Here is a 21,683-nt window from a genome sequence, read left to right as displayed (position 1 = left end):
ATATATAAAGATATATATAGAACATCTCTATTACGAGAATACAATCGAATATACTCATGCATAAAGAAGAACGTGTTGAGTACCGAACAGAGGGCTAACCAACATTGGTGATACCCCTGAATACCAGGCCCTTCCTTGAAACCCTCTTTAATACCTTCGAGTCACCTCAAGAATCAAAGAGAGCACTACAGATACCCAGGTAGTAACGATTAACCTTAAAGATAAAAGATAGCGGCGGCAGCTCGTGCTGGCGGTGCATCTTCCGGCTTGATGGCTGATTGACTCCTGAAAATTGAGGAGTGAGAAATCGGTCAGCATGGAATTGTGCTCTCCAAAACTGGCGAGTGAGAATTCTTGGATTAACGCCTTCGCTTCACCTCCGGCTCGTCCGACCCCTCAAGCCACTCGATGAACACCGCTCGTGATACAAACATGCGCTTACCTACCCGTGCAACGTGAATTACACCTGAATTCAGTAACTCATATACCTGGCGCAGCCCGATCCCCAAAAACTTTTGAATATCTGTAGCAGAGAGTACAGGCTGCAGTAGCTCCTCAGTCCTCGTTATATCCAGTTGAGGCCTGTCTGGCCTATTAACTGTATTCGGATCCTCGGGCGGTTTAATACTCACCGTAACCTCGAACTTTAGCTCCTTCAGCTCCTGGAGTGCAGAGAGCAGCAGATCGGCAGCGGGTGACTTGCTAGTGGGCTCATTCATGACAAGACCTCCTATCCTGAATTTGTACTGTTTGACTGGTGAAAATCAATGAGTAGGTAGTTTTCTATGTATATGGATGTTCAAGAGTGCAAGGCGGCTGTATGGGGCTTGTGGGAGGGCTTACGGCGAATGGAATATCTTAAAAGCATTCGTTCTTATAATCTCACTGCTCAGAATTGAACTGTGAGAATGACTCTCCAGAATTGGAGTGTGAGAAATCGGTCAGCACGAAATTGTGCTCTCCAAACAATATGCTTTTTTTCTTCATGGGATCAACTCTTTGGTTTATTGACATTTGGAATTAGCGCGTCCAGGTAAGCAAGAATAAGTTGCCGTTGCTGGTCGTTAATAAGGTGCTGACCATAGTGGAGAACTCCTTTATCTAACCAAACCTTTAAATCGATCCCGACATCACTTAACTCAGGATGATCGAATGCCAATGCTTTAAACCGATCACTAATTTGCTCTAGGCAGATACTTAGCTTCCAGAGGCTTTCTTGATGCTCGAAATAATGTGTGTCTACAAAATCTTTAATGCCTTCAGGTGTAAGCACGATCTTTTTTCTGATGTCGGGCGCTTCTTCGAATAGAAAATCAACGATTTCTTCTTCTATTGCTCCAATGAACCCTTGATGTGTGTCTGAAGAATAATAAATGTGTGGTAATGCCCGGTTAATAACTCCCATGATCAAATCACGGCTATCTCCTATTGGCGGAAGATTAATTTGACCTTGTGCTTCTTTTAGTTTTAGATACTGACTTCCTGAAAATTTCTTAGATAGACCGTCAAGAACATCGGGATCATCAGAATCATCGACAGGTTTGGAAGTTTCCTGCTTCAAACGTCGGTCCATTCTTTTTGTAGCATTTAAGATATTATCGATTATTTGTTGCATGCTAACTATGGCAATTTTTTTTTCATCCTGAGTAGTATCAGGGTTGTCTATTTTGTCTTTGTAATTCTGATATGAATTTAACTGATCTATAAACCCCTCTATGTATTTCTCCGAAACAACCGATTTTGAATATGCCTCGTTTGCAACTTGTTTACTCATATCAATCAGCATATCAAGCTCTGCTTCAGGAACATGCCCAGCAGCCTGCATCAATTCCATATACTGAGTTTCTAGTGCAACTGCTAATTTTTTTAATATTTCTGGTGAAGGAACTCCTCTTCTTCCATTTTCTATATTCGACAAATAACCCTTAGAAAACCCTGCACTTTTTGCAACTTGTTCGAGAGTAAGCTTTTTATCATTTCTTAATTTTCTTAGATACTCCCCAAAAACTTTAGGTTTCATTTTTTTACCCCTTTTGTTTTTTAATAAGTATACCAAAGTATCCAATATGACAACAAGTAAAAACAATTAATGATTATTGTTGCCAAAATGAATACAAGATGATAAAGTATCCATATTGAATACAATATCCACACAGGCAACACAAGACAGCAACTAAAAAGGAGGTGACTTACATGGATAGACTTACTGTTAAGCAAGCTGCGCCTTATGTAGGGGCAAGCGAGTATAAGCTTAGGGAGTTGGTTCGTAATAAAAAGATTCCTGCATATCGGATTGGGGCAAAAATACTTTTTCGTAAAGAGGTACTTGATCGATGGATTGCTGATCAAGAATTCGAGAATTGTAGTTCGGATGAATTAACTCACCCCACTTGTGGGGGCAGAACCTTGAAAGATTTATAAAGCAGTGATACAGCCAGCAGCTAAGTAACCCGCACCGCTCCAACGTTCCAGTATCCCCCGCACCGCAAGCTTTAAGCGCACCTCAGGCTCCCAGTCGCTCAAACGTGCTTAGTTCCACTGATTAGAGAAGGAGTTGAGAGAATTGAACAAACCAAGCATATTCAGTAACCCGCTGTTTGGGGATGTCCGGATGGTAGAGGTAGAGGGCAAGCCGCTTTTCGTCGGTGTTGATGTGGCTCGTGCCCTGATGTACGCCAAACCCAGCCAGGCAGTGATAGACCATTGCAAAGGTATCCGTAAGTTGGGGATACCTTCACAGAGCGGCACTCAGGAAACAAATGTTATTCCTGAAGGCGATGTGTACCGCCTAATTGCCAAGGCTGCAGAGCAATCACGGAATCAAGATATTAAGGAAATGGCTGAGAAATTCGAGAGTTGGATATTTGACGAGGTCCTTCCAACGATCCGAAGAACCGGCGGCCATGTCTCAAACGATGATTTATTCCTAGAAACATATTTGCCCTTTGCAGACGATCAAACCCGCATCATGTTCCGTACCACGCTGGCAACCGTCCGGCAGCAGAATGAACTGATCAAGGAGCAGCGGCTGGAAATAGACCACAAGGAGACTGTGATCATTGGTTTGGTTGACGACATTGACCTGGCAACCAAGCGGCAAGTATTGAACCGTGTAGTGCGTAAAGGCGGCATGGATAAGGTACACATGCGCTGGACAGAACTCTATAAGCAATTTGAACTGAAATATCATCTCAATCTGCAGCGGAAGCTGGACAATTACAACGAGGATCACAAACCAAAACTCAAGAACAAGCTGGATTATATCGAGAAGGTGCTTGGTAAGGTCCCTGAGTTGTATGAGATCGCCGCAAAGCTGTATGAGAATGATGTTAGGGAGCTTATATCTGAAATCTATGAACTGAATCAAACCAGTTAGGAGGTGCGTGAGGAATGGAATCAAGTGGAACATCTCCACAAGTGGGGAAGACAGCATTCACTAAAACTCGGGTCCAACTTGAGCAGAAGCATTTTCCTCAAGGAGTCACACCGGACATGATCTGGCTGCTGGACGATATAGAGGAGCTTCTTGTCAAAGCCCATCAGGTTGGCTGCCAAACAGCTGAGAGATTAGTGCCGCAGGCTTGGAGCAATCAATCAGCTTTCGGATACGCGATATTATCAGCGGAGCGAGCAGGGCTTGATGCAGGAAATATCAATCGTCTAGTGCGCTCTATGCACAACCGCTTAGACATGATAACGCTGGATGAAGCAGCTGAGGCTTACCGTAAGTCATCTTATTAAGGGGAACGGTTAGGGAGGGCTTCATATGAAGACAAGAAAGGACATCATTCGGCCTATACGAATGCTGGCGAGAAAGCAATGCGCTTCTCTGCACAGCGGGAACAAATGCCACCTCTGTCCTGATGATCAAGCAGTCTGTAGCTTCTTTCGAGATGACGGTGATTATCCACTGTATCTCAAAAAGGGTGCGGTCCGCTGCAATTATTTCGAAACGAATGTCTTGCCTACAGATCCAGAACTTGAACTGAACTATTGGGGAAAGAACCCAGATAGCATTCACGGTCAAACCGTAGGGAAGTGTTCTCGATGTGCAGAGTCATTCACCAGGCATTCAAACAGGCAGCAATTTTGCTCTAAATGTAAGCCGGAGCAAACCAAGATTATTAACAGGGATCGGCAACGTAAGAAATACTGGAATGATAGGGGGTAAAACCTCACGTTTTAGGGCTTCAAGAACCCTTATGGGACAAGGGATTTCATTCACTGTTTATAGGTAGTTGGCATATTTACACCCCCTATGCGCTTTTGGACTTCTAAGGCGTGAGGAAATACGAATCTTAAGGAGGAATCATTCATGCGTAATCAAAGAGCAAGACGCAGTACATCGACAGTAATTATTCAGCAGGCACCACCTGCAGCCTATCAAATGCCCGAACTCATGGAGCGGAAGCCTGAATTTGACCCTCAGCAGTTTATGCAGCAGCTTGGCCAGATGGTCATACAACAACAGACCCAGCAGCCACGGCCGCAAACATTGGACGTTAAGGAAGCTGCTGAGTATTTAAGGATCTCCGCTTGGTCAGTTTATGACATGTGCAGAACCAAGAGCCTACCATTTTTCAAAATCCGAAGTCGCATCTTCTTTCGCCGGCATGAGCTAGAAAAATGGATCAGCGAGAACACCAACCAGTGCGGTATGGAGAGGTAGGCGGGCAGTATGACTACAGCACAGAGAATTATCTCCTTAAGGCTGCTGCAGCTGATCCTCAGTTTGAGAGAGAAGCAGAATCAGCTCCAGAGCGTAGGAATTCAACTAGATATTATGAACGACCTGTATGAGCATTTAGTAAATACTTTGTTCGAAGTGAATGGTATTGAGCTTTCTCAAGGTAATGTGCTGTGGCTTATTCTGGAGGATTATGTCTCGGGCAGTCTTAAGGATTTCGAGTTCCTTAGTCTGCTAGTAGAGGGCCAGGGAGGAATTCCACAACGGCGCTGTGGAGGATAAGAAGGTGAGGTGAAATGGCCGACGCTACAGGAAAAGATAATTTTGTTCGAGTCCCGCATTGGGTGATGGACTATCTCATGACAGCAAATTTGAATATGACCCAATTCCGTATATTCAATACTGTTGTTCGTTACACGTTTGGATACAACCAACTGGAATGCTGGCTATCTCTTGAATTTATATCTCAACTCACTAAATGCGATAAGCGGCAAGTCAGAAGAGAGCTTAAGGTCTTGATCGCGCGTGGAATTGTCATTGATCGAACGGAGGGGAGAAAGAGATTCCTCCGGATTAATAAGGATTTGAAGAAGAGTATAGGGGACTCGTTAGACCCCTTAATAGGGGACTCATTAGACCTCTATAGAGAGGACTCATTAGACCCCCATATAAAGAAAGAACTAAAGAAAAAAAGTACTAAAGAAAAATATTACATCGATTTACCAATCGACGATCACGTATTCCTAACAATTTATAACACTGAATTCAGAAGAACCTTGAATAAGGAACATCCAAAGATTACAGAGCAGCAGTTATTACACATCATGCACAACATAGAGCTGCTTAAAGAATTCGAGTTAACAGAGGATGAATTCAAAGAAGGAGTAGGAGAACATTTTAAAACCTTACCAAGTAAAAATAACGGCAACATATTAGCATTCATTCCAACATTCATGAGGTACTTTGAGGTCCCTTCTTCAGAATTCGTAGAATGGGATAAGGCTAAAGAATAGCCTTTAATACCAAAAATGATCAATGTAGAAGCTTTCTAAGTTCAAAAGAAAAAGAGGCGCGCGCGTGGCGGCCTGCTGGGAGGTGAAGCAATTGATCGATAGAGCTACAGAGAAAGTGATCATTGATAGGTTAGAGCAAGCCCATACCTTATTAACAGTCAATCGTGGTAATGAGGAAACGGCATTCATTACAAGAGTTATTGATAGGCTGCCAGAGATAGAAAAAGACATAATTTTGCGAAAGTACATTCAGCTGGAAGCCACTTATATTACTCATTTCGATATCTATACGGATATGGGAGTCGTAGAGGGTACGTACAAGAAAATGCGGCTCAGAGCTCTCTACAAGATCGGTGCAGCTCTTGGCATCGTAGATCCAGACGTAAACCCCATAACGCTATCAGAGGGATGAGGAAATGACAGCAGCGATCAATAAACTACCGTCGGCGGTTAAGCGGAAGCTCAAATCAGCTGTAGAGTCGGAGCTCGAGCGGTACCGGCTATGGAAATTCGTGATGTTCCAGGAACGCGAAGCTACCATAACCGCATCCTGGTCAGCTGCACCAAAGGGATTCACAGGATCGGTCAGCGACCAGACGGGCAATATTGCGGCGTACAACGTGGATGAGCCAGAACATCGCCGTCAGTTTTGTGAACGGGTAGAACAATCAGTAAGCAGGCTGCCTGACATTGAACGGAGCATTATTACCGAGCGGTACATGCAGCGTACAGAAGTTTTTGACTTCGTGGTGTTCAACCAGATCCTTGACCCGCCAATGAGTCACGTTCCTTATGACTAATATAAGATTCGCGCTATGGCAAAGCTGGCTTTGATGTTGAACATTCAGATCGAAGGGCTGCAGGAGCTCTTTTAATCTAAAAGGAGAGACTGTGGTTGCCAAAGGATGTGGTTTCAAAACACCCCCTTCAAACGCTGGGCGGAATTCAAGAAATGATCATTGTCAACGAATACGTGATCTACAAAACGGTATTTGAAAAGAGGTAGCAGAAGGTAGCCACTCATATCAGAGCATCAATTTCAACTGTCTGGACAGGCAAAATATACTTTAAAAATCGAAGGGATGGATTATCATGGGTCAACTAGAGAAGATCATTGATGAAAATTGGAAAGTTACAGTTGAGGGAATGCCGATCACGTTTGCAGAGTTTCTGAATGAGTTCGCTAACGATGGGATTTCAAAACAAGATTTTGCTGATGAGATTGAAGCAACCTTAGAGGCGGCCGCAGATCCGGACACACAATGGGAAAGCGTAATTGATTATATTGCCCCGATCGCAAAAGAGATTTTAAGTGAATCCGTGCAAGTCGATCGTGAAATTTACGTCGAATTGGTCAACTCAATCAAATATGCCTATACCAAGCTCAGATCCAAAACAGCGGAAGAAAGAGCAGCAGACACGGTATTTGAACTGGACCGCGGAAACGTTGATTTCCTTGACGATCTCGACAACCTTATTCAAACACTTGCTGGTGGTGATTGTGCGATCAAGACAGTCAATAGCGCAGTCAAAGGTCAGTACTCCATCACAGTCAGTAAGACTGAGTAGCAGCGTGGGGGGTTAACTCCCCCAATACATCGAGAGAGAAGGATGAACCTATGAAGGCCGTATTATTACCAACCAGCAATATCGGCACGACCACTGAGCAGGGGGCGAAGTCATGAGTAATACCGTTACACTGAATCAGAATTCAACCCGGGCGGATCGTTCCAAGTATTTAGCTCAGGTAGCAGTATCAAAAAGCCGGAGTATGATTTCTTTGCGGGAAGCACGTGAAAATGTACGGTGTTCAATAAAGGAAGCAGCTGAAGCTGCAGGCATCACAGAACGCACATTAAAGAAATGGGAGATTGATTGTGGGAGAGCCGATCCGTTTGCAATAGGCCGACTTTGTAAATATTACGGCATTTCAATGTCCCATATTCATGCGGGCAAGGAAGAGGACCTGCTGACTGCAAGAAGGGAGGCAAGCACAATGGAAAAGAAGACGATTAGAGTTGAAGATATTGTTACACTCTTCAAGCATATGGGGCGTGACACAACGGAGCTTGAGAACTTTCTTGAAGAAATCAGAGGAAGTTGGGAAGCTGAAACAAAAAATGCCCCCGCTACTGGAATAGCGAAGGCATTCGTTCAATCTCATATGTAATTGTTTCTCGATGAACCAATATTACCATATCTCGACTATAGGCTGCAACTATTAATTTGTGTCCATTTATTGTCAGGAGGAATAAGTCCGTGAACAGAACACTTAGCTTTTTAGAGCTGGCAAGACCTCCAACCATCATGTTTACGGCTTTATACACCTATCCCACGTGGCGATAGGTAGACTCTAGGGACAATCAGGACTAATTGCCACTATGCCAGAAATGGCGTTTCTAAAGCGTGATAAAACTATTAACAGGAGTGATTATTCAATGACAGGAAAAGCATATGAATTGTTGGGCCAACAGGTATTTGATTTTACGAGAAGTGTAGATGCTCGCAGCAGAAAGATTAATTCCAAGCTTCAAGAACTTAATGTCAAGAGCGATGCTATTCGCGTAAAGATTAACGAGAACGCTGCTGAGCTGGTGGATCTTGAAATTTCCGGAGACTCTGCAGGATCAGCACGGCTTCAAAAATCAAACCGTCAGCTCCGCTTGGAACTGGATGAGATCTCGGATCAGATCGCAGGATACCAGGCTCAACTGAGCAAGGGATCTCAGCATGAGAAGGAACTGGAGAAAATTAGATCAACAGTGCAAAAGGCCACGGCAGAGCGGATCGAGAACTACAATCGCATGACAGAGGAGCGTGACGCTATTAGAGAACAGATCAAAGTGCTGCAATCTAAAGCTAATGACATAAATAACCGCCTACCCAGTGCGAACGTGGATAGTGAATACAATCAGTTACTTCCTTTACTTGATTATATCGATCCGCGCATTACTCAACTTTCGTATAACGAGAAAAATGAGTTGGTTAGAAGGTGGGCAGATGGTCGAAGCATTGATATTTACTTCGACTCTCCTACTTCGAGTGAGTATAAAGGGCCTAAGATCACCTATAACAACCTGAATGAGGTTGAGTATACACCACCAATAATGGGGGGGCTCGGTGTACCAGGGCACTTCCAGGATAACTAAGGTGAAGAGGAATGTTGTAGGATCTACAATGCATGATTTCCTGTAATAGAACGGAGATACTAATATGGCTTTTAAGCGTGAGGAGTCTAAGCGTGAGGCATTTGCGCTCGAGCGAAAACAGTTCAGCCAGTGGAAGGCTAAGAACGTTAAACAGGGCAAGGCATACCGATTCTATGTCGCGTCCATCATGACTCATGGGAAGAGATGTACAAACAAAGGGTAGTGCTGGGGATTGACTCTATCAACTAATTACCAATAAGAATTATTGGAGGTTTGAAGAATGCGGAATCACATGCAAGTCATTGGATCAATAAACCCGGAGGCTTTCTTTCCACATATCGGGCAACCTGGTAACCCTGCAGCTTCAACGAGCGGGAACTGCACGTTCAAGTTGATGAACAGCACAAAGACTGAGGCTGAGCGCCTGAAGGACCTTGAAGCAATCCGTGGACAGGTCGGCAACGAGGCAGTGGATCAGGCCATCCAGAGTGGTGCATCTGCTGAGTCAGTGGCCCATGCTGCGCTATTAGATCGAGCAGCTGCCACCAAGAATTCTGATTTGATCGCAGGCTATGTTAATCAGTCCCGCCAGAAGTAGAACTCATAACCAAATAGAACGATCCAATAGAGGGAGAGATGAACAGATGTTTGAGAAGAAAAAGGTTAGTCAATTGGTAAATGAATTTCTAGAGAAAGTGAGTAGCAGGGAAGCTAAGGTAGAGGAGAACGTTAATAAGCTGAAGGCGCAGGCTGAGGCGATCAATAAGAGCGTTGCCGAACAGACAGCGGCCATGATCGAATGCGAGCTGCAGGACGATGCTACAGGTGCGGAGAAGCTCCGTAAATCAGTTCGGCTGCTGAGTACTGAGCTCATCGAGGTACAGTCTTCCATTGAAGCATACTCCAACCAGTCCGGTGTGAGTGCAGACTATTCCAAGCAGATTCAGGTGATTCGATCTACAGCAGTCCGGGAAGTGCAGGAGAATCAAAAGCGAGTCCAGGCTATCCAGAAAGAGAAGGCCGCTATTGATCTGGAGATCAAGGCGCTTGAAGGTAAGAAAGAGCAGTTGGACGATGAGAGCAGCCAATTGAATAGATCTGGTCCGGAGGTGTCACTTATTAAGATGCTTCCGTATATCGATCCACGTACCAAGAAGCTCGCCAGCTTCGAGCACCATAGCTTCTTCCAACAATGGATCAATGGCGAGGACACTGAGCACCTATTGGCTGAGAAGCCCGAGTATAGAGGGGTTAAGCTCACTCAGGGAGATATTCAGCAGTCAACGCCTAAGCCAACTGTCCATATCAAACGGACCAATAGCCTTGACCATAGAGCATCGTTCGAACAATGGAAGGCTGCTAACCCGAAGGCAAGCATAGTGGAGGTTAGTGGATTGGATTCAGCTCATGGTCCGCTCGAGATCCACTATACCTTGAATGAATAAGCAACTGCATTAATCGATGATTAGGCAGGGCAAGAAGAGAACATGTAGGGGGTAAACGGTAGATAATCGGCTGAATCAGAGCACCCGCTGAGGAATTTGGGTCCTTCTGGAGCTTTAGAACTAATGCGGGTGCGCGTGAGCCCGATTCTCGTCCAGTTTTTAATTTAAAAAATTACTTTCGCTTTCCGTTTTGCTGTTATATGACTGAAAATTCCTGAAAATCACTTCATCTACACACTTAAAAAAGTCATGTGTTCAAAATATGAGAGAAGCGAAAGTAAGGAAATACGCTATACGAAACTAAAAGAGAGGGGGAGCAAGCCGTGAGTATTAACTCCTTGGTTACCAGGATTGAACGTCTTTCCAAATATAAAGACATCCATAATGAATTGATATTAAAGAGAATCTCAGATTTAAGTGACGATCAGGCAAAGATCACTATCGAGAACGAGCTGCCTGAAACTATAGCTCTCAATTTCTTAGGCCTTCGGCAGATTGTACAACTCCGAACTCAGCTGGCTTTGAGAGGATCCAATCTTGTTCGACAAAATATACCGCTCGAAGGGCAGATAGGATCGTTAGTTGCCATTTCAGGGGAATTAACAAAAAACCGCATAGCGGCAGCACTCCATAGTGAAGATTTAGCCAGGCAATCAAACATCAAAATTACTCCGACTTTAATTCTCAAGGTTCTTTCAGGTCGCAAGATACGAAAGATGCTGATAGAGGGAGATCTTGAATACTTTAAATCTCTGCCACAGCAGGAGTCGATTTCAGTGGAATCGTTTCTTCAAGCAAATAAACCGATACCGATGAGCAGATTTTTAGCTTTAAAGTACACCGACGTTCGGACCTTATAGGTTTTTCCTATGAGAGGGGTGATGTTTATAAAAGTATGCTTTTGTTTTCAACCAATAAAGAGATGAGGTGATATAACCAATGGCCGGCAAAGAGTACAAAATAGCGTTTGAGCTACAAGCAAAGTTGGATCCTAGCTATAACACAGGTATGCGCAAGGTGCTGGATAACCTAAATGACCTGGAGACAAAAGCCCGATCTATCGAGGCAATCCGGATCTCAGGAGATTTAGTCCGTCCGCTGCGCGAGGGACTCCAAGCAGCAGAACGTGAATTTGACGCACTGCGCCGGATGCCGAGCTTTACAGGCATCTTCACGGAGACGGTAAAGGAATTAAAGGAATCGGTTAAAGAATCCGCGCTCCTGCTCAGAAACTTGCAACAGATCGCCACGATCCGAATGCCGTCAAACATGTTCGGCAATGACCTCCAACGCTATTCCCGTGATATGCAGGATCTCGAGCGCCGCATGCGTGAGATCAATAACATGGATGGTCCAGATGCCGGCGGTAGTGGTGGAGGAGGATCAGGAGGTGGTGAGGGTAGCGGAGGCGGTGCAAGCGGTCTAACTGCCGGATTAGCCGGAGGTAGCATGGTTGCTGCTCCTATCTTAGCTTTAGGCGCCAGTGTTGCTGTTGCTACTGGTTTGGCTGTGAGTGGAGCTGATGAGTACCAGAAGGCCGTAAGTAAGATGCAGGCTAAGACTCTATTAAGTAACGAGGCAATGGAGGGGCAAAAGGCTGTATTAAAGGGCATCTATTCTCAAAACTACGGAGAGTCCTGGGACGATATCTCAGACGCTATGAGTCAGACCACGCAAGTGCTCCATTTACAGGGGAAGGAATTACAGGATACAGCAACAGGAGCGATTCTATTGCGTGATTCCTTCGACATGGATTATGCGGAATCTTTAAAGAGTGCGAGTGTAATGGCAACAACATTCGGCGGAGACGCAAATCAAGCATTCAATATGTTTGCTCAAGGAGCTGCTGCAGGGCTCAATGGCAGTGGCGACATGTTGGACACCCTAAACGAATACTCTCCAGCCTTTAAGTCCATCGGAGCTGACGCAGAGAATATGATGGGAATACTCGGCAATGGATTTGCTGCAGGCGCTAAAGATACCGACCTGGTCGCGGATGCTATCAATGAATTTTCAATTAAGTCGATCGAGGTAGGTAAAGCAACCAGCGATGCTTATAAAGGTCTTGGTTTCGACGCTGACAAGATGATGCAGACCTTTGCTAAGGGTGGGCCTGAAGCATACAAAGCCTTCCAGCAGGTGACTCAGGCTATCGAAGACACGAAAGATCCCGTCAAGCAAAATACGTACGGAGTTAGTTTATTCGGAACCCAGTTCGAGCAACTTGGGGTTAAGGCGTTCTCCGCAATGAATGACACAAATAACAGTATCAGTACCACACGAGACGCCTTAGGCGAGTTGGCAAAGGTCCGCTACAACTCAATGGGCGAGGCCTTAGGTGGAATAGGTAGAATAATTAATGCGGGGGTTATCATTCCGATTTCAGACAAGCTCCTTCCTTTGGTCCAGATTTTTTCGGACAAAATGACATCGGTTCTCCCAGTTGTACAGAAAGCATTCGGGAAGATCGGCGGAGCGGTCAAAGAAGCATACACGAACGTTCAATGGCTCTTCGAAAACGGTTTTGATGGTGAAATGGAAGGCGTAACTGTCAATTATCTAACTGCTTTCGGGATGGATAAAGGGACAGCCGAAAAGATAGCGTCCACAATCGGCTCTGTTTATGACTCTGTAGCTGGAGTTGTAGACAAAATTAAAGGCATGTTCTCCGGCGGCGGAATGGATATAGCTGCTATGTTCGGCATCAAAGGCAGCGACATAAAGGGGATTTCTTCTGATTTCAAAGACATGTTCGGCGGTCTCGCGGATTATTGGTCTGACTTTATCGGTAACTTGGTGGGTCTATGGCCTTCCATTCAGAAGATGATCGGATCGGTGCTGTCTATTATTCCTAAACTGCTGCCGATATTCGGGAAAATTGGAACTGCTGCAATTACGGGGTTTGCTGCTGTATATAAAGCAATCATTCCAATAGCAAACTACCTGGCCAGTAATCTCTGGCCGATCATCAGCAAAATATTCACCTTCCTTAGCACGCAGGTATTTCCCCGCGTGGCATCAATGATTACGGGCCTGATCCCGCCGATCATGGTGGTTGTCGGCAAGGCTGGCGAACTCTTCGGGTCCATTGGTACTGCCATCACAAGAGCCTTCGCCGTAGTTAAGCCGGCACTCGATGCTGTATTCGCCGCCTTTAACTTTGTGTGGCCCGTCATACAGGTAGTCGTCACGAACGCTATTGATGCTATTGGTGGAGTTATCAAGGGGCTGTTGAAATCTCTGGGGGGGATCATTGATTTCGTTACCGGGATATTCTCCGGCGATTGGGGAAAGGCATGGGGAGGTGTCAGGGATACATTCGCAGGGATATTCGAGGGTATGGGCTCTATATTGGTCATGCCTATTAATATCGCGGTTGATGCAATTAATGCGGCCATTCGCGGGATTAATAACGTAAGCTTTGATGTGCCGGATTGGGTTCCAAAGATTGGCGGAGAGCATTTTGGGATAAACATTCCGCAAGTCCCTAAACTCGGAGGGTACGCAAAAGGCGGTTACGTGGACAGTCCTGAAATGGCTTGGGTGGGAGAAGGTAATTCTCCGGAGTGGATCATCCCCGAGAACAACTCTGCACGTTCACAGGGACTGCTACAGGCCGCTAATCGGAGCATGGGTGGTGGTAATGCTGGTGGCAATACTGTTGGTGATTTTAACTTTAGCCCAACTTATAATTTCTATGGTAATGCTGATAAGCAAGAAGTTCAGCAGATGGAGAAACGGACACAGAGGGATTTCGAAAAAGAATTTGCTGAGTACAAACGCCAACGGTTGAGAGTCAGCTTTACATGAGAATGAAAGGGAGAGTGGAAATAAAATGAGCAACTCATATACAGAGCAAAAAAGAATTAAGGATCTGGAGAGTATCCGGACACCGAAGAACGGGCACATCATTGATGAAGCCATTAAGAACGGCCAAGTCGCTTCCCATGCGGCCATGGAGACTATAAAAGGTGGTTATCTGCTAACCGAGGGAGAGGCTTATCAAGCCCATGCAGATGCAATCCTGGCAGAGATAAGTTCAATGACGGCTGCAGCCAATGCTAAACAGTTAGCTGGGAAGCCGAGGAGGGCAATGACTGAGAGTGAACGGATCGACGCAGCAGTGGCAGCGATTGATTGGGATAACCTATAGAATGAAGAAGGAGCCTTCGTAATGTGAGGGCTCCTTTTGTTTATCAGGTATCCAATCCAAGATTGATTCTCAGCAGGGTTAGATCACTATATAGTCATTTAAAATAATTCCGTACACTGTTAAGGTGACCCTACTTTGATCGATTCATTTTAAAGCTTATAGACATCAAATTCCCAAAGCGTTCTTGAATTTGCCTACTGGCTCTGGCTTATTAACTTTTTTTGTTTTATTAATCAAACATTATGGAAAAGCTGTTGACATATGCTAGAACATGGATTAAACAATTGACTTTTAAAGGAAAGGAGGCGAAAATGTGAGTAGGGGGGGGGAGTTTGATATGGCTACTACAATTAGGTATGATAACGGCTTGTATGCAAAGTTACTCGCGACAAGTTTAATTTTAAATTGCGCAAAAGCAAAGGTTGAGTTGTACAACAGAAAACAATGTGAAAGAGTATCTGAAATGATAGATGATCAAAATTCTTATGAAGCTCTTAAAATGTATTACCAAGATGAGGGTGATGGGCTGCTAAAGTGTGCCGAAGAATCTATTCAGACATCATTTGAGGCGGAGATTGCTCTTACTAATTATATCAAGGAGTTAAATAATGGTGAGGCAAATTAAACGTGGTGATATATATATTGCTGATCTTGAACCCGTTCGCGGAAGTGAAGAAGGGAAAACGCGGAGGGTTCTTGTTGTATCCAATGATATTGGTAATGTATTGGGGCCTACCGTTATTGCGTTGCCCATAACTGGCGAAGTCACTGATAAACGGTTAAAAATGCCTATGTATGTCAGGCTTACACCGACTAAAGATAATGGCCAAACTAAAGAAGCTCTAATTGATTGTGGACAAATAAGGGTTCTTAGTAAAGGCGAAAGACTGCTAGAGTATAAAGGTTATGTCAATAAAACGGTAATTGATAAGGTCGATAGCGCCTTAGAAATTTGTCTAGCATTGAAAAGATGCTATAAATGTGATCACGTTCTTATGTTAAATAGAAGGCATTGCCCGAATTGTAAGGAACTGCAATCGGATGTCTGTTCTTCCTGTTTTAAAGAAGTGAATTCTAGCTTTTCATTTTGTCCTCATTGTGGCAACAAAAAGGGGGGAGAGCATGAGTAGTTCAAATAGTTCGTTACTTGTAGATCATATTTCTAAAACACTGCCGGGAATATCAGAAGCAGTTAATCAGATTGTTGATTATCTCTCTCATGAGAAGAAATTCGATAAAGGTCTGTTGGAAAAACTGGCTTTATTGACTACGAGAATAAACTGGCTCAAGCTTGATTCCAAAGAAATGGATAAAAATACTCAAATACTTTATCTTACATACATAAAAGGCATTAATGAGCTTTATGATGGTTCCAACAAGTTTCTCATTCTTATCGCAGACGAACTAAACGTTACTTCAGAACCATTTGAAAAAATCAGAAAAACAATGGCTACACAAGAAATTTCTATGGATTCAGCAATTAACAACTTATTTAAGGGTTCTCAGAATATAGCTTTAGTTGTCGAAGAAGCGACACGATGAAAGCCTCGGAAAATACCCCACTAACCTTAAATGGTCAGCGGGGTATTTTTAATTGAGGGATTACTTAAACATTTTCTTGATCAGCTTAAACACATCGAATGACGCCTTATTGTAGACCTTGTTATATGCCGCCTTCTTGGGATTCCGAAGCCAGCCATACCCCCGGGGCATCTTCAGGCCGGCACGGTGGACGATCTGACGCTTAACGCTTGTGCGTGCTGCTATACGCTTCTTGATACTGGGTATGCGTAATCCGAATTTCACGGCTCATCTCTCCTATGTATAGATGTACCTAAGATTTAATAGCCAATGAAAGAATAGTGCCGTGAAAGTTAATTGCCCATATATATCCTGCAATCTCTAATATCAACTAATTATACAATACAAATAATGGAATCAAGGTATAATCAACATATAAAATTAATAGGAGTGAAATGATGATTATAACTAAATATGATAAGAATCCTTTATACACAGACTGCGATTATAACAGAATTATTGAATCAAGTGGTGAAAAGGAAAGAGTGTCAGCGAGAGATAGTTTCGAACGTGATCATGGACGAATAATTCACTCAACGGCGTTTCGACGTTTACAAGCCAAAACACAAGTTATCGGAATAGAGGAAGGAGATTATCATCGGACAAGACTAACTCATTCAATGGAAGTTGCACAAATAGCTAGAGGAATCGTGATTCACTTAAATGAAAATTCACCAATTCTAAAGAATATTGAAGCTGCAATTGATAATTCATTAGTAGAAACAGCATCCTTAGCTCATGATATTGGTCATCCCCCTTTTGGGCATAAGGGTGAGAGGGCTCTAAATAAAATGATGATTAAAGCAAATGCTTATGGTTTTGAAGGAAATGCTCAAACTTTTCGAATATTAACAAGGCTTGAGGGTTATGAAAGTGGAGGGATGAGACTAACTCGTGCGACCTTATTCTCATTGTTGAAATATCCTATAGTGTTTTCTGATGCGATAAATAAAGAGTTTTATAATGATGAGAAAAATCATGTAAAACCACCAAAAGCTAATGTCTATGATGAAGATCAAGAAACTCTTCATTGGATGCTGGAGCCGTACAATCATGATGAAAAAAAGTACATACTTAATAGTTTCCCAACAGATAAGCATACTAAAACGGACAATAAAACTCTCGAGTGCTCTATTATAGAGTTAGCAGATGACATTGCTTATGGCTCTCATGATATTCAAGATGGGATGAAATTAGGCTTCATCTCCATTCTGGATTTACAAGTAATCCTTAATTCAATGGTACGTTTACATCCAGAATTAAAAGAACTATTAAATCCCGTAATTATGAATAGAGAAGAGCCTGATTCTCCGGGAGAAAAATATTTGCTAAAGAGATTCTTTGCCGATTTGATAAATCACTTGATAACTAGCGTTAATCTGGTTGAGGTTAAATCTGATTATTCGCCTCGATTTAGATACAAGGCTATATTACCTCCGTCTCATAGAGACCTTCTTGACTCTTTAAAAGTGCACTTGGTAGAACAAAAGGTAATTAAATCTCAGCAAGTTCAGACAATGGAATGGAAGGGTGGTTTTATGGTCGAGCGAATGTTTGACGCCATGATGAATGAGAATCTACTCTTACCACCAGACATTCGAAAACAATGGTCACTGTACGAAGGAGTCAATGCTAGATTGGTATGTGATTATATTGCCGGTATGACTGATTCGTATGCTTTAACAATGTATTCCAGACTATTTGATACAAAATCCAGCCATCTATTTGATATTTAAAAAATTGAACATTAGGTTTCTAGGAGAATTTCAGAAAAATGATAATTCGCGTAAATTTTTTAAAGCTAATATAAATTCAGTAAATCCTCTCTGGAGTCAGGTTATTATCTTCAATAATTTATAATTGTCAACAACATTTCTGAGGTACAGAAATGTTGTTGACATCCCTTTTCATCATGCTATGCTTTTTACAGGTTGAATTCATAAGTATGTGCTTTAAGGAAAAGTCCGTTCACGGACCCTTATCGTGCATACTTTTTTTATATGAAGGATAGTGAAGAGAAATGACAGCAAGACAGTACAAGGAAATAATGCAACGATTAACAGAGATTGAGTGGAGACTGGATGAATTGCTAAAGGACAACAGCCCAGCAGTGGAGCGAGAGGACGGCAAAGCCCCTTGGCCGGTATTGAGGGCGCAACTGAAGGAACAGCTTATACATGTAGAGGCCGGCAAGCAGCAGCAGGTGATTAATGCTCTGTCCTCTCTGATCCGCTGCGCCACTGGTATTCCTCGAATACAGCGACTCTCTTGGCAGCAACTCGAGATCGCACAAGTGATTATCAATGCTGCACTCCCTGTAATGGTAAAGAACTGTACAATGTAGCATTAATATGAAGATGTCATGAATACACGATTAGGTCTGAAAGGAAGTTTTTATGTAAATGGGTCCTCCCGGCACCTCAGTCAGAATGCGGGTGCGCGTGAGCCCGATTTCTGACCAGTTTTTAATTTTGAAAATCACTTCCGCTTCCTCTTAATGAGCTGACGGAGTGATTTATTTATTTTTCTATTCAAATAAAAGGTGTCAAGATAGGTTACTGCAAGATCCTCCTTAAAGTGAAAGGTAATAAAGTGAAAGATAAACGGAAATGAATATGCATAATACAGAGCAGAAGCAAGTTTAAGAATCGAGACTCGGGAGGTGTGATTTAAATTAAGCGAGAACAGAAAGAACTTAAAGTATCCATCTCATTTGTGGATGAGAATGGAAACACACTTTACAATAGCTTTGAAGAAGCCCATGAGAAGATGAATGAAGAGGAATGGAATAAGTTATATGCGCGTATCCAAACGGCGGTAACAGGACGGAAACATGTGCCAGTAAAACCAAAGGACCATTCATAATCGGCAGGTCCTTTGCATTATGAGTACTGGGAATGATCATTTAAGAGCATCAGCGAGCGTTAATGTTTTCAGGTAAATGGTGTCCAATCGGTGCCCAATTTATATTTTTACTGGCGATAATTTTCGCTGGATGTTGAATAAATCCTTACTATATAAGGCTCCACAAACATAAATTCGGGGCCCTATCACTAGGGCCCCTTTCATGGGAGAGGAGAAACCGGACGAAGAGCTTATGGGGAAACGTAAGCCTGCTCCGCGGTTGTCTACGACATTTTGCGATGTCGATAATTACATGATGTCCCTTGATGTCCAGTCTTATACATACGGTTGAAATAATTATGGAGATCGCCAGTGGCGGGCTGTATGACATATAGAGACAATCTTTTTTATTTCATGCTGCAAATGTGGTACGATAGGCGTGGACTTATGCCTCAAACCGGCATAATAAACAGAGATATAGAGCAGGTGAATGGAACGGTGAGAGTTGTATCGGGAAGTGCAAAGGGGAGACCCCTGAAAAGTGTTCCGGGCAGCGGAACGCGGCCAACGACCGACAAGGTTAAGGAAGCAGTATTTAGTATGATCGGCCCTTATTTCGAGGGTGGCTCAACGCTCGATTTATTTGCGGGTACAGGCGGACTGGGAATCGAGGCCTTGAGCAGGGGGATGGACAGCGCGGTATTTGTGGATATGGAACCCCAAAGCATTGATACAGTACGAGCGAATTTGAAAGCTACAAGGCTTGAGGAGAAGGCAGAGGTTTACCGCAATGATGCCGGAAGAGCACTTAGTGCGATGGAGAAACGGGGACGCTCTTTTGATCTTGTTTTTCTGGACCCTCCATACCGTCTGAAGCATGGTGACGAGCTGATGCTTGCTATGGCTCAAAAAGGCTTGCTGAACAAGGATGCGGTAATTGTACTAGAGCATGAATCAGCCTACGGTTATCCCGAAGATATTGTAGGGTTCTACAGGCTGCGTCAGGCCGTTTATGGGGAAACGACTATTTCTATTTATCAGTATGAAGCTGCTCGCACGGAAGAAACCAAGAGTGGTGAGGGAGGTACAGATGAGTCTACAAATTAGAAAAGAACGTGTGGCTATATATCCCGGTACATTTGATCCGGTAACTATGGGGCACATGGATATTATTCGGCGTGCAGCGAAGCAGTTTGATCGTTTGATCGTTGCCGTGCTAAACAATTTAAGCAAGAATCCTTTGTTCACTGTAGAGGAACGCAAAGATCTTCTGCGTCAAGCTACCCATGACATTCCGAATGTGGAAATTGACAGCTTTCGTGATCTTTTGGTCAATTATGTCCGGCAAAAAGATGCTCAGGTCATCGTACGCGGCATCCGAACAGTTACTGATTTTGAATACGAACTGCAAAATGCCTCTATTAATCACAACCTTGATCCGGATGCCGAGACCATTTTTATGATGACGAATCCGAAATATTCTTATCTTAGTTCCAGTGTAGTTAAGGAAATCGCCCATTTTGGCGGAGATGTGACGGATTTTGTAACGCCAGAGGTTGAACAAGCCATGAAGCTTAAATTCAGACCCTCTGGCGACGAATCGCAGTAAGAAGATAGACAGCTAAAGAGAGCAGCGTCAGTAGAAGCAACAGTAGAGCTTGCAGGCCTAGTAGCTTGGGGAAAAAAGACCAGAGATCAGCAGTTTTTACCGTCTGAGATTGTAAGGTTTCCGAACCGGCGAGCACAGGCAGCACGGCAACACGTAAAGCTAACAGTGGCTTCCAGAACAAGAGAGTTAATCCAAAAGCATACAGTCCGTGCAGTAGACGAACGGCCGCGAAGGGCAGGAATTTCACTCCGGCCGATTTGAGCACGGTTAATACCTGGATCTGAGCACAAAGTCCGCTCCAGCCAAGAGCTGCTGACAGCAGTGCCAAGCCGACTATTCCTGATGCGCTGCCAGCATTGACGTTGATCGCACCTGTGCTTATTGCTCCGGCACCTAAGTGTATTTCCAACAGGCTAGCTGGCAATGCCGAAGGCAGCATCGGAAACAAAGAGGTTACAATACTGCTGATTACAGCGAACATAATCATGTATCCGCCTACGATCATCAGCGTTTGTACGGCAGTAGCAACGGATTCACCGAGCAGCTTGCCGAAGCTCCGCCCATCCTGCTTACGAGCATCTGCTGAGGCTTGCAGGATGCGACGGGGCAGTGAGGCTGACTTTCTTTTTGTCGTTTTCTTCTGGGCAGACGGTATATCCTTGGACTTACTATTCCACCTGCTCGCAGTAAAGCTTGCCAGCAGACCCGACAGCCAATGGATAACAAGTAGGCCATAGCCCACTCCGGGACTGTGCAAGAGTGCTACACCGACGACAATGAGCAGAGTTACCGGACTGGCAAAATGGGCCAGTGACGCCAGCCTTGCAGCCTCTTTATCCGTTATACTCCCTTGCTTATGCAGTTGTGCCACACCTCCGGCCCCACCAGGGAATCCGGCTGTTATACCTTGGGCCAGTATCCAGCCACCTGCGCCTGGAAGCCGGAATATCCGGTTCATGAGCGGCTCCAGCAATACACCAAATCCATGTACGAAACCTGAGGCCGTCAGCATTTCCGACAGAATAAGGAAGGGCAGCAGTGCCGGGAATACAAGTGTCCACCATAGCTTGAGACCCTGAAGTGAAGCGGCGAAAGAGGATTCTGGGGACGACACGATGGCGATAGCAAGCAGTATGGCAAGTATCCCGGACACAAATGGTGTAGAGCCTGCGGCGATCCGGCGTATTTTAATGTACATTTCT

29 protein-coding genes are annotated in these 21,683 nt (G+C 44.0%); 25 read left to right on the top strand and 4 right to left on the bottom strand.

Annotation, left to right across the window (positions count from 1 at the left end; all coding sequences use genetic code 11):
* Window positions 1-359: 359 nt before the first annotated feature.
* On the bottom strand, window positions 360-719 hold the full coding sequence (locus tag H1230_RS18900) for a helix-turn-helix domain-containing protein (RefSeq protein ID WP_239711464.1): 360 nt from the start codon (window positions 717-719) through the stop codon (window positions 360-362).
* Between the two features lie 272 nt (window positions 720-991).
* Entirely contained in the window at window positions 992-2,020 is a 1,029-nt protein-coding gene (locus H1230_RS18895) for a helix-turn-helix domain-containing protein (protein WP_239711463.1), read from the bottom strand.
* A gap of 173 nt (window positions 2,021-2,193) precedes the next feature.
* Between H1230_RS18895 and H1230_RS18890 the strand changes: the two genes are divergently transcribed.
* The 21 genes from H1230_RS18890 (at window position 2,194) to H1230_RS18790 (ending at window position 15,989) form a co-directional block, all read left to right on the top strand.
* Window positions 2,194-2,421: a helix-turn-helix domain-containing protein gene (locus H1230_RS18890; protein ID WP_239711462.1), complete on the top strand. Its 228-nt coding sequence runs from the start codon at window positions 2,194-2,196 to the stop codon at window positions 2,419-2,421.
* A gap of 142 nt (window positions 2,422-2,563) precedes the next feature.
* Complete coding sequence (locus H1230_RS18885) at window positions 2,564-3,376, top strand: BRO-N domain-containing protein (protein ID WP_239711461.1); 813 nt, start codon at window positions 2,564-2,566, stop codon at window positions 3,374-3,376.
* A gap of 14 nt (window positions 3,377-3,390) precedes the next feature.
* The gene (locus tag H1230_RS18880) at window positions 3,391-3,741 is read left to right on the top strand and encodes a hypothetical protein (protein ID WP_239711460.1); all 351 of its coding nucleotides are present in this window, start codon (window positions 3,391-3,393) and stop codon (window positions 3,739-3,741) included.
* Between the two features lie 25 nt (window positions 3,742-3,766).
* Window positions 3,767-4,171 carry a hypothetical protein gene (locus tag H1230_RS18875; protein WP_239711459.1) on the top strand — a complete coding sequence of 135 codons (405 nt, stop codon included), beginning with the start codon at window positions 3,767-3,769 and terminating at the stop codon, window positions 4,169-4,171.
* Between the two features lie 144 nt (window positions 4,172-4,315).
* Complete coding sequence (locus tag H1230_RS18870) at window positions 4,316-4,669, top strand: helix-turn-helix domain-containing protein (RefSeq protein WP_239711458.1); 354 nt, start codon at window positions 4,316-4,318, stop codon at window positions 4,667-4,669.
* Between the two features lie 9 nt (window positions 4,670-4,678).
* Window positions 4,679-4,969, top strand: coding sequence for a hypothetical protein (locus tag H1230_RS18865; protein WP_239711457.1), 291 nt, complete (start codon window positions 4,679-4,681; stop codon window positions 4,967-4,969).
* Window positions 4,970-4,983: 14 nt separating this feature from the next.
* Window positions 4,984-5,700, top strand: coding sequence for a replication protein (locus H1230_RS18860; protein WP_239711456.1), 717 nt, complete (start codon window positions 4,984-4,986; stop codon window positions 5,698-5,700).
* A 64-nt stretch (window positions 5,701-5,764) separates the two neighbouring features.
* On the top strand, window positions 5,765-6,112 hold the full coding sequence (locus H1230_RS18855; protein ID WP_239711455.1) for an ArpU family phage packaging/lysis transcriptional regulator: 348 nt from the start codon (window positions 5,765-5,767) through the stop codon (window positions 6,110-6,112).
* Window positions 6,113-6,116: 4 nt separating this feature from the next.
* Entirely contained in the window at window positions 6,117-6,500 is a 384-nt protein-coding gene (locus H1230_RS18850; protein ID WP_239711454.1) for an ArpU family phage packaging/lysis transcriptional regulator, read from the top strand.
* 292 nt (window positions 6,501-6,792) lie between these two features.
* Window positions 6,793-7,269, top strand: a complete 477-nt coding sequence (locus H1230_RS18845; protein WP_239711453.1) for a hypothetical protein — start codon at window positions 6,793-6,795, stop codon at window positions 7,267-7,269.
* A gap of 112 nt (window positions 7,270-7,381) precedes the next feature.
* Entirely contained in the window at window positions 7,382-7,870 is a 489-nt protein-coding gene (locus tag H1230_RS18840; RefSeq protein ID WP_239711452.1) for a helix-turn-helix domain-containing protein, read from the top strand.
* Window positions 7,871-8,138: 268 nt separating this feature from the next.
* Entirely contained in the window at window positions 8,139-8,849 is a 711-nt protein-coding gene (locus H1230_RS18835; protein ID WP_239711451.1) for a hypothetical protein, read from the top strand.
* Window positions 8,850-8,913: 64 nt separating this feature from the next.
* A complete protein-coding gene (locus tag H1230_RS18830; protein WP_239711450.1) occupies window positions 8,914-9,072 on the top strand; it encodes a hypothetical protein in 159 nt (52 codons plus the stop codon).
* A 57-nt stretch (window positions 9,073-9,129) separates the two neighbouring features.
* Window positions 9,130-9,447 carry a hypothetical protein gene (locus H1230_RS18825; RefSeq protein WP_239711449.1) on the top strand — a complete coding sequence of 106 codons (318 nt, stop codon included), beginning with the start codon at window positions 9,130-9,132 and terminating at the stop codon, window positions 9,445-9,447.
* 46 nt (window positions 9,448-9,493) lie between these two features.
* A complete protein-coding gene (locus H1230_RS18820) occupies window positions 9,494-10,294 on the top strand; it encodes a hypothetical protein (protein WP_239711448.1) in 801 nt (266 codons plus the stop codon).
* Window positions 10,295-10,617: 323 nt separating this feature from the next.
* On the top strand, window positions 10,618-11,154 hold the full coding sequence (locus H1230_RS18815; RefSeq protein ID WP_239711447.1) for a hypothetical protein: 537 nt from the start codon (window positions 10,618-10,620) through the stop codon (window positions 11,152-11,154).
* 79 nt (window positions 11,155-11,233) lie between these two features.
* Window positions 11,234-14,104 carry a phage tail tape measure protein gene (locus H1230_RS18810; RefSeq protein ID WP_239711446.1) on the top strand — a complete coding sequence of 957 codons (2,871 nt, stop codon included), beginning with the start codon at window positions 11,234-11,236 and terminating at the stop codon, window positions 14,102-14,104.
* 25 nt (window positions 14,105-14,129) lie between these two features.
* Entirely contained in the window at window positions 14,130-14,447 is a 318-nt protein-coding gene (locus H1230_RS18805) for a hypothetical protein (RefSeq protein WP_239711445.1), read from the top strand.
* Window positions 14,448-14,784: 337 nt separating this feature from the next.
* On the top strand, window positions 14,785-15,072 hold the full coding sequence (locus H1230_RS18800; RefSeq protein WP_239711444.1) for a hypothetical protein: 288 nt from the start codon (window positions 14,785-14,787) through the stop codon (window positions 15,070-15,072).
* Window positions 15,056-15,577, top strand: coding sequence for a type II toxin-antitoxin system PemK/MazF family toxin (locus tag H1230_RS18795; protein ID WP_239711443.1), 522 nt, complete (start codon window positions 15,056-15,058; stop codon window positions 15,575-15,577). Before H1230_RS18800 ends, H1230_RS18795 begins: the two co-directional genes overlap by 17 nt.
* Entirely contained in the window at window positions 15,570-15,989 is a 420-nt protein-coding gene (locus tag H1230_RS18790; protein WP_239711442.1) for a hypothetical protein, read from the top strand. The genes H1230_RS18795 and H1230_RS18790 overlap by 8 nt, the downstream gene beginning before the upstream one ends.
* 60 nt (window positions 15,990-16,049) lie before the next feature.
* Here H1230_RS18790 and H1230_RS18785 read toward each other — a convergent pair whose 3' ends face one another.
* The gene (locus H1230_RS18785) at window positions 16,050-16,253 is read right to left on the bottom strand and encodes a hypothetical protein (RefSeq protein WP_239711441.1); all 204 of its coding nucleotides are present in this window, start codon (window positions 16,251-16,253) and stop codon (window positions 16,050-16,052) included.
* Window positions 16,254-16,423: 170 nt separating this feature from the next.
* Between H1230_RS18785 and H1230_RS18780 the strand changes: the two genes are divergently transcribed.
* The 4 genes from H1230_RS18780 to coaD all read left to right on the top strand — a co-directional run bounded on the left by H1230_RS18780 (window position 16,424) and on the right by coaD (window position 20,481).
* Entirely contained in the window at window positions 16,424-17,764 is a 1,341-nt protein-coding gene (locus tag H1230_RS18780; RefSeq protein WP_239711440.1) for an anti-phage deoxyguanosine triphosphatase, read from the top strand.
* A 284-nt stretch (window positions 17,765-18,048) separates the two neighbouring features.
* A complete protein-coding gene (locus tag H1230_RS18775) occupies window positions 18,049-18,372 on the top strand; it encodes a hypothetical protein (RefSeq protein ID WP_239711439.1) in 324 nt (107 codons plus the stop codon).
* A gap of 998 nt (window positions 18,373-19,370) precedes the next feature.
* Entirely contained in the window at window positions 19,371-19,979 is a 609-nt protein-coding gene (gene rsmD, locus H1230_RS18770; protein WP_239711438.1) for a 16S rRNA (guanine(966)-N(2))-methyltransferase RsmD, read from the top strand.
* Window positions 19,963-20,481 (top strand): pantetheine-phosphate adenylyltransferase, encoded by a 519-nt coding sequence (gene coaD / locus H1230_RS18765; protein WP_239711437.1) that lies wholly within the window; start codon window positions 19,963-19,965, stop codon window positions 20,479-20,481. The genes rsmD and coaD overlap by 17 nt, the downstream gene beginning before the upstream one ends.
* On the opposite strand, the gene H1230_RS18760 is transcribed toward coaD, so the two are convergent.
* Complete coding sequence (locus tag H1230_RS18760) at window positions 20,453-21,679, bottom strand: nucleoside recognition domain-containing protein (protein ID WP_239711436.1); 1,227 nt, start codon at window positions 21,677-21,679, stop codon at window positions 20,453-20,455. The genes coaD and H1230_RS18760 overlap by 29 nt on opposite strands.
* Window positions 21,680-21,683: the final 4 nt, after the last annotated feature.

Source organism: Paenibacillus sp. 19GGS1-52 (genome assembly GCF_022369515.1).
GTDB lineage: Bacteria > Bacillota > Bacilli > Paenibacillales > Paenibacillaceae > Paenibacillus_AQ.
This window is presented reverse-complemented; position numbering and strand designations above follow the sequence as displayed.

What these genes read in the sequence shown, in the direction of transcription:
- H1230_RS18880 (WP_239711460.1), top strand. Translation starts at nt 3,391, where the DNA reads ATGGAATCAAGTGGAACATCTCCACAAGTGGGGAAGACAGCATTCACT.
- H1230_RS18830 (WP_239711450.1), top strand. Translation starts at nt 8,914, where the DNA reads ATGGCTTTTAAGCGTGAGGAGTCTAAGCGTGAGGCATTTGCGCTCGAG.
- H1230_RS18900 (WP_239711464.1), bottom strand. Translation starts at nt 719, where the DNA reads ATGAATGAGCCCACTAGCAAGTCACCCGCTGCCGATCTGCTGCTCTCT.
- H1230_RS18860 (WP_239711456.1), top strand. Translation starts at nt 4,984, where the DNA reads ATGGCCGACGCTACAGGAAAAGATAATTTTGTTCGAGTCCCGCATTGG.
- H1230_RS18795 (WP_239711443.1), top strand. Translation starts at nt 15,056, where the DNA reads ATGGTGAGGCAAATTAAACGTGGTGATATATATATTGCTGATCTTGAA.
- H1230_RS18805 (WP_239711445.1), top strand. Translation starts at nt 14,130, where the DNA reads ATGAGCAACTCATATACAGAGCAAAAAAGAATTAAGGATCTGGAGAGT.
- H1230_RS18800 (WP_239711444.1), top strand. Translation starts at nt 14,785, where the DNA reads ATGGCTACTACAATTAGGTATGATAACGGCTTGTATGCAAAGTTACTC.
- H1230_RS18890 (WP_239711462.1), top strand. Translation starts at nt 2,194, where the DNA reads ATGGATAGACTTACTGTTAAGCAAGCTGCGCCTTATGTAGGGGCAAGC.
- H1230_RS18780 (WP_239711440.1), top strand. Translation starts at nt 16,424, where the DNA reads ATGATGATTATAACTAAATATGATAAGAATCCTTTATACACAGACTGC.
- H1230_RS18865 (WP_239711457.1), top strand. Translation starts at nt 4,679, where the DNA reads ATGACTACAGCACAGAGAATTATCTCCTTAAGGCTGCTGCAGCTGATC.
- H1230_RS18825 (WP_239711449.1), top strand. Translation starts at nt 9,130, where the DNA reads ATGCGGAATCACATGCAAGTCATTGGATCAATAAACCCGGAGGCTTTC.
- coaD (WP_239711437.1), top strand. Translation starts at nt 19,963, where the DNA reads ATGAGTCTACAAATTAGAAAAGAACGTGTGGCTATATATCCCGGTACA.
- H1230_RS18845 (WP_239711453.1), top strand. Translation starts at nt 6,793, where the DNA reads ATGGGTCAACTAGAGAAGATCATTGATGAAAATTGGAAAGTTACAGTT.
- H1230_RS18835 (WP_239711451.1), top strand. Translation starts at nt 8,139, where the DNA reads ATGACAGGAAAAGCATATGAATTGTTGGGCCAACAGGTATTTGATTTT.
- H1230_RS18810 (WP_239711446.1), top strand. Translation starts at nt 11,234, where the DNA reads ATGGCCGGCAAAGAGTACAAAATAGCGTTTGAGCTACAAGCAAAGTTG.
- H1230_RS18870 (WP_239711458.1), top strand. Translation starts at nt 4,316, where the DNA reads ATGCGTAATCAAAGAGCAAGACGCAGTACATCGACAGTAATTATTCAG.
- H1230_RS18775 (WP_239711439.1), top strand. Translation starts at nt 18,049, where the DNA reads ATGACAGCAAGACAGTACAAGGAAATAATGCAACGATTAACAGAGATT.
- H1230_RS18820 (WP_239711448.1), top strand. Translation starts at nt 9,494, where the DNA reads ATGTTTGAGAAGAAAAAGGTTAGTCAATTGGTAAATGAATTTCTAGAG.
- H1230_RS18895 (WP_239711463.1), bottom strand. Translation starts at nt 2,020, where the DNA reads ATGAAACCTAAAGTTTTTGGGGAGTATCTAAGAAAATTAAGAAATGAT.
- H1230_RS18760 (WP_239711436.1), bottom strand. Translation starts at nt 21,679, where the DNA reads ATGTACATTAAAATACGCCGGATCGCCGCAGGCTCTACACCATTTGTG.
- H1230_RS18840 (WP_239711452.1), top strand. Translation starts at nt 7,382, where the DNA reads ATGAGTAATACCGTTACACTGAATCAGAATTCAACCCGGGCGGATCGT.
- H1230_RS18790 (WP_239711442.1), top strand. Translation starts at nt 15,570, where the DNA reads ATGAGTAGTTCAAATAGTTCGTTACTTGTAGATCATATTTCTAAAACA.
- H1230_RS18850 (WP_239711454.1), top strand. Translation starts at nt 6,117, where the DNA reads ATGACAGCAGCGATCAATAAACTACCGTCGGCGGTTAAGCGGAAGCTC.
- H1230_RS18875 (WP_239711459.1), top strand. Translation starts at nt 3,767, where the DNA reads ATGAAGACAAGAAAGGACATCATTCGGCCTATACGAATGCTGGCGAGA.